Origin of the sequence: Flavobacterium sp., assembly GCF_023151265.1 — a bacterium.
GTDB lineage: Bacteria > Bacteroidota > Bacteroidia > Flavobacteriales > Flavobacteriaceae > Flavobacterium.
The window spans coordinates 1-5,646 of record NZ_JAKLJH010000160.1 but is presented as its reverse complement, the minus strand read 5'-3'; the positions used below and the strand labels follow the sequence as shown (position 1 = coordinate 5,646).

Genomic DNA, 5,646 nt, shown 5'->3' with positions numbered 1-5,646 from the left:
CGATAAAAATATCGGGTGGAATTAATCCTAATACACTTTCAGAAGCAAGGAAAACACCAAAAATGAATAAATCACTGAAATTTTGTGTAATATAAACTAATGCTTCATTAAGGTTAATAACTTTATAATTTACATAAAAAAGAATGGCTACAATTATAGCCGTAGGCAAAATAGCACCTTTGACACCTTGCCAAATAAAGGAATAAAATCCGGTATATTTATAGTACTGATGAAGTAATTTTACTTTTGATTTTTTAGTTTTAGACATTTGGGTTAAATTTTGAACAAAATTAGTTAGTTTGGTAGTATAATAGCGTTAAGAAAAACAAAAAAATCGGTAAATAATTCATTACCGATTTAATATTATGTAAAATAGAATTTAAAATTAGTACGCTAAAAAAGCTTTGTTGTATTCTTTTAAATCTAATACGTTATTTTTCTTATCTAAATCAGTTAAAAGAGAAAGGAAATAATTGAAGCTTTCAATATTATTTTCTTCTGAAATATTTGCTTCAACTTGAGCATCTTTACTGTCAACAGGTTCGTCATCTGGAATTCCAATGAAAAATCCATTGTTGTTTTCTAAATGTTCGTAAGCTAAACGTAAAGCTTTAGTTACAACAGGATTATTTAATTCTAAAGTAATTTCTCTTAGTTTTTTTAAATCCGTTACAATTTCAGAAACTTCAAAATTATCTTTAAATAATTCTTTCTGAATCTTTTCGATTAATTTAAGGGCTTGTCTGTTTTCCATGATACTTATATAAAGGTTTGCAAAACTAAACTTTCTATTAATTTTACACAAACGTTTTGAATAGTATTTTAACAGAATTTCAAAGTTTTATTTTTGAATTATAATATACATTATGTAAAATAGAATTTTTAAAGAATTCTTTTAAAAAACAACGTAAACTTTGTATCTTCGTTTATATAATTATGCACCATTATGAAAAACCCTATCGCCGAACGCATCACCGATTTTTTAAAACACTATCCGCCCTTTTCAAGTTTGGAATATTCTAAACTTCTAGAAATTTCAAAATCGTGCCAAGTTTTATATTTAGAAAAAAATCAAAATTTATTTAAAATAAACGATCCTACACATTCTTTTTTTTATGTTGTAGCTTCTGGAGCAATTGGCTTATCAGTAACTTCTGATACCGATGATGTATTAATTGATAAATGTGACGAAGGTGACATTTTAGGTTTACGTCCGTTCTTTGCAAAAAACAATTACTTAATGACCGCAAAAGCTCGTGAAGAAAGTATTGTTTATGCTATTCCTATCGAAATTTTTAAACCTTATGTAGCGGCAAATCCTGATGTACTTAGTTTTCTTTTAGAAAGTTTTGCTTCAAATACGCGAAATCCATACGATAAAAATAACAAAGGTAAATTGGTTTCTGAAAATGTGATTTATAACGATCAAAATGCGGAAATTCAGTATTACCAACCCATAAAATATACAGAAAATCCAATAACTGCATCTCCAACTGATATTGTGAAATTTGTTGCTCAAACAATGTCAAGTAGTAAAATTGGAAGTATAATTATTCATGAAAATCGTAAACCCATAGGAATTGTTACTGATAAAGATTTACGTTCTAAAATAGCAACCGGTCTTTATTCTATTGATGTTACGATTGATAAAATTATGTCTTCACCTGTAATAACCGTAGCTGATAATCTGTCTATTGCTGAAGCTCAAATTATGATGTTAAAGCATAAAGTTTCGCATTTGTGTGTAACAAAAGATGGTACAAATGACTCTGAAATAACAGGAATTATTACCGAACATGATATTGTGGTTGCGCAAGCGAATAATCCTGGAGTGCTTTTAAAACAATCAAAAAGAGCACAAAAATCAGCTGATTTAAAAGATGTTCGTGAAAAATTAGCAGATTTAATCCAACATTCTTTGGATAAAAATGTTCCTATTAGTCATATTACTTCAATTGTTGGAGAGATTAATTTAGCAATAACCAAACGTGCGATTGAATTAGCAATTGAAAAAATAGGAACTCCTCCTCCAGCCCAATTTGCTTGGATGAACATGGGAAGTCAAGGTAGAAAAGAACAGCTTTTACTTACAGATCAAGACAATGCCATTGTTTTTGAAGATGTTCCAGAAGAAAAATACGATACTGTTAAACAATATTTTATAGAATTAGCCGAAAAAGTGACGAAAACATTAAATAAAGTTGGGTACGAATATTGTCCAGCCGAAATGATGGCGAGCAATCCACTTTGGTGTAAATCGGTAACCGATTGGCAACAACAATTCAAAGGATGGATTAACGCTCCTGGCGAAAAAGGAATTTTAATGTGTACCATTTTCTTTGATTATGATTTTGTTTACGGAAACGAAGATTTAGTAGATGCCATTAGCAATACAATTCATGAAGAAACCAATGATAATCAGTTGTTTTTTGCTTATTTAGGAGCTGATGCTTTAAAAAATCCACCACCATTAGGTTTTTTCCGTCAGTTTTTGGTAGAAAGTGATGGAGAACATAAAGATACCTTCGATTTAAAAGGAAGAGCTTTAATGCCATTGATTGACGCTGCTCGAATTTTATCGTTAAGCAAAGGAATTAAGAATGTAGCCAACACCATTTCAAGATATTCAAAATTAGCTGAATTAGAACCACAAAATGCACCCGTTTACGAAGCCTGTGCCGATGCTTTTGCCGAATTATTAAAGTTTAGAACCGAAGAAGGTTTGAAAAACGAAAATGAAGGTAGGTATCTGAATTTAAGTGAGTTATCGAAATTAGATAAAGTAAAACTTAAAAACGATTTCCAGCCAATTAACGACATTCAGGAAGTAATTAAAAACCGTTTCCAATTAACTTATTTTACGTAATATGAAGTTCAATTGGTTTAAGAAAATAGTAAAAGATTATCCTAAATTTTGGGAAACCTATTTGTCTCATTTTGATGAAAATCAGAGTAAAGACAAACGCTATGTGGTTTTTGATTGCGAAACAACAGGCTTGGATTACAAATCAGATCGAATTCTTTCAATTGGTGCAGTTGCTATTCAAAATAATCAAGTTATTGTTGGTGATTTTATGGAAGTATTTGTACAGCAAGATATCTTTAAGCCTGAATCGGTACCAATTCACGGAATTTTAAAAGAAGGAAAAGAAGAAAAAATTGTTGAGGCTGAAGCAATAATTCGTTTTTTGGAATTTATTAAAGACGCCACTCTAGTTGGTCATCACGTTGATTTTGATATTGAAATGATTAACCAAGGTTTAGATCGTTTGAATGTTGGGACACTGAAAAATCAGGCTATGGATACGGATGTTATGTATCAAAAGCTCAAACACTTACCTTACGAACAACATACTTCGTTAGATGAATTATGTGATATTTATAAAATTAAAAAATCAGATCGACACACAGCTAGTGGTGATGCGTTTATTACTGCATTGCTTTTTTTGAAACTAAAGAAAAAATTAGAGATTTAATTCCAAATGATGCAAAACGATTGGGCTTATTTGGAAAAATATGCTTTAGAAAATCAGCAATTACTAAAGCAACTTAATGATGGTATCCGAATTGTTTTCATTGGGGATTCAATAACCGAGTTTTGGGAACGTTTCGATTTGGTATTCTTTAGTCAAAATAATTATATCAATAGAGGAATTAGTGGTCAAACCACTTCACAAATTTTTGAACGTTTTCAAAGTGATGTTATAGATTTACAGCCAAAATGTGTAATTATTTTAGCAGGAATTAATGATATTGCAGAAAATAACGGACCAATTTCATTAGAAAAAATTATGGAGAATATTATTAAAATGGTTGAGAAATCATTAAAAAATAGTATTGAAGTACTACTTTGTTCAATTCTTCCAGCAAATAGTTTTTATTGGAATCCAAAAATTCAGCCAATTGAAAAAATCAAACAACTTAATCAAATGATAGAAGCTTATTGCATCCTGAAACAGTTAGATTTTGTTGATTATTATACTGAAATGGTGGATGAAAATTTAGGTTTAGATAAAAAATATACAGATGATGGTGTTCATCCAAATTTAGAAGGTTATTTAAAAATGAAAGCTATACTTGAAACTCATATAAAATAAAAAAACTGCCCCATTGCTGAAGCAGTTTTTAACCAATAAAACTAAAAAACTAGAGCTTGCCGTTTTTAATTTCTTCCACTATTTCAGGATTCAATAAAGTGGAAATATCTCCAAAATTAGAGAAGTCTCCTTCAGCAATCTTTCTTAAAATTCTGCGCATGATTTTACCCGAACGTGTTTTTGGTAAACCACTTACAAACTGTATTTTATCTAATTTCGCAATCGGACCAATTTGATCTGAAATTTGTTGATTTATTTCTTTTGCAAGATTATTTTTATCACGACTCTCACCTGTTTCTTTCAGAATAACAAATCCGTATAATGCATTTCCTTTGATATCATGAGGGAAACCTACGATTGCACTTTCTGCAACTGCTGGGTGTTCGTTGATAGCATCTTCAATTGGAGCCGTTCCTAAATTATGTCCGGAAACAATAATAACATCATCTACTCTACCCGTAATTCTGTAATACCCTACTTCATCGCGTAAAGCTCCATCACCAGTAAAATATTTACCTGGGAAAGCTGTAAAATACGTTTCTTTATAACGTTGATGATCACCCCAAATAGTTCTAGCCATCGAAGGCCACGGAAATTTAATACATAACGCACCTGTTACTTGATTTCCTTCAATTTCATTACGCAATTCATCCATTAAAACGGGCTGAATTCCAGGTAATGGTAACGAAGCATAAGTTGGTTTTGTTGGCGTTACAAACGGAATTGGCGAAATCATAATTCCTCCAGTTTCAGTTTGCCACCAAGTATCTACAAGTGGGCAACGCTTTCCTCCTACGTGGTCGTTGTACCAATGCCAAGCTTCTTCATTAATCGGCTCACCTACGGAACCAATTACTTTTAAAGAACTTAATGGAAAACGTTGTACATAATCTAAACTTTCTTTTGCTAATGCACGAATAGCTGTTGGTGCCGTATAGAATTGTGTAACATTATGTTTTTCAATTACTTCCCAAAATCTACTGAAATCTGGATATGATGGAACTCCTTCAAAAATTACAGTTGTTGCGCCATTTAAAAGTGGTCCGTATAAAATATATGAGTGACCTGTAATCCAACCTATATCGGCTGTACACCAGTAAATATCATTTTCTTCGTAATTGAATACGTTTTTAAATGTGTAAGCAGTATAAACCATATAACCTGCTGTCGAATGTACCATTCCTTTAGGTTTTCCAGTAGAACCTGAAGTATATAGGATAAATAAAGGATCTTCTGAATACATAATTTCAGCTACATTATTTCCAACAGCAGCATCCATTAAAGGTTGTAACCACAAATCTCTTCCTTCTTTCATGTTAACTTCTGTATTGGTTCTCTTGACCACCAAAACAGTTTCAACACTTGGACATTTTTCTAAAGCCTCGTCTACAATTCCTTTTAAATCAATAGCTTTATTTCCGCGATAACTTCCGTCAGAAGTAATTACCATTTTACATTCGCTATCATTGATACGAGCTGCAACTGCAGATGATGAAAATCCAGCAAATACTACTGAATGTATCGCTCCAATTCTAGCACAAGCTAAAAC

At 31.5% G+C, this 5,646-nt stretch carries 5 protein-coding genes and 1 pseudogene; 3 read left to right on the top strand and 3 right to left on the bottom strand.

All coding sequences use genetic code 11. The features are described 5' to 3' along the window. Positions 1 to 268 (bottom strand): annotated as a pseudogene (locus L6Q46_RS12405) (short-chain dehydrogenase); the annotation flags it as partial. 117 nt (positions 269 to 385) lie between these two features. Beyond that, positions 386 to 754, bottom strand: a complete 369-nt coding sequence (locus tag L6Q46_RS12400) for a hypothetical protein (protein ID WP_111565886.1) — start codon at positions 752 to 754, stop codon at positions 386 to 388. Positions 755 to 946: 192 nt separating this feature from the next. On the opposite strand from L6Q46_RS12400, the gene L6Q46_RS12395 reads away from it, so the two are divergent. Genes L6Q46_RS12395 through L6Q46_RS12385 form a run of 3 tightly spaced genes read left to right on the top strand, consistent with a single transcriptional unit; the run spans position 947 to position 4,097 of the window. Continuing rightward, positions 947 to 2,866, top strand: coding sequence for a DUF294 nucleotidyltransferase-like domain-containing protein (locus tag L6Q46_RS12395; RefSeq protein ID WP_291284566.1), 1,920 nt, complete (start codon positions 947 to 949; stop codon positions 2,864 to 2,866). A 1-nt stretch (position 2,867) separates the two neighbouring features. After that, positions 2,868 to 3,476, top strand: a complete 609-nt coding sequence (locus L6Q46_RS12390; RefSeq protein WP_291284565.1) for a 3'-5' exonuclease — start codon at positions 2,868 to 2,870, stop codon at positions 3,474 to 3,476. Between the two features lie 6 nt (positions 3,477 to 3,482). Beyond that, positions 3,483 to 4,097, top strand: a complete 615-nt coding sequence (locus tag L6Q46_RS12385; RefSeq protein WP_291284564.1) for a GDSL-type esterase/lipase family protein — start codon at positions 3,483 to 3,485, stop codon at positions 4,095 to 4,097. A gap of 49 nt (positions 4,098 to 4,146) precedes the next feature. Here the strand turns inward: L6Q46_RS12385 and acs are convergent. Continuing rightward, the coding region (gene acs, locus L6Q46_RS12380) for an acetate--CoA ligase (protein ID WP_291284563.1) at positions 4,147 to 5,646 on the bottom strand (1,500 nt) is incomplete at its 5' end.

Excerpts from the sequence above, each read along its gene's own strand:
- L6Q46_RS12400 (WP_111565886.1), bottom strand. The coding sequence starts at position 754 with ATGGAAAACAGACAAGCCCTTAAATTAATCGAAAAGATTCAGAAAGAA.
- L6Q46_RS12395 (WP_291284566.1), top strand. The coding sequence starts at position 947 with ATGAAAAACCCTATCGCCGAACGCATCACCGATTTTTTAAAACACTAT.
- L6Q46_RS12390 (WP_291284565.1), top strand. The coding sequence starts at position 2,868 with ATGAAGTTCAATTGGTTTAAGAAAATAGTAAAAGATTATCCTAAATTT.
- L6Q46_RS12385 (WP_291284564.1), top strand. The coding sequence starts at position 3,483 with ATGATGCAAAACGATTGGGCTTATTTGGAAAAATATGCTTTAGAAAAT.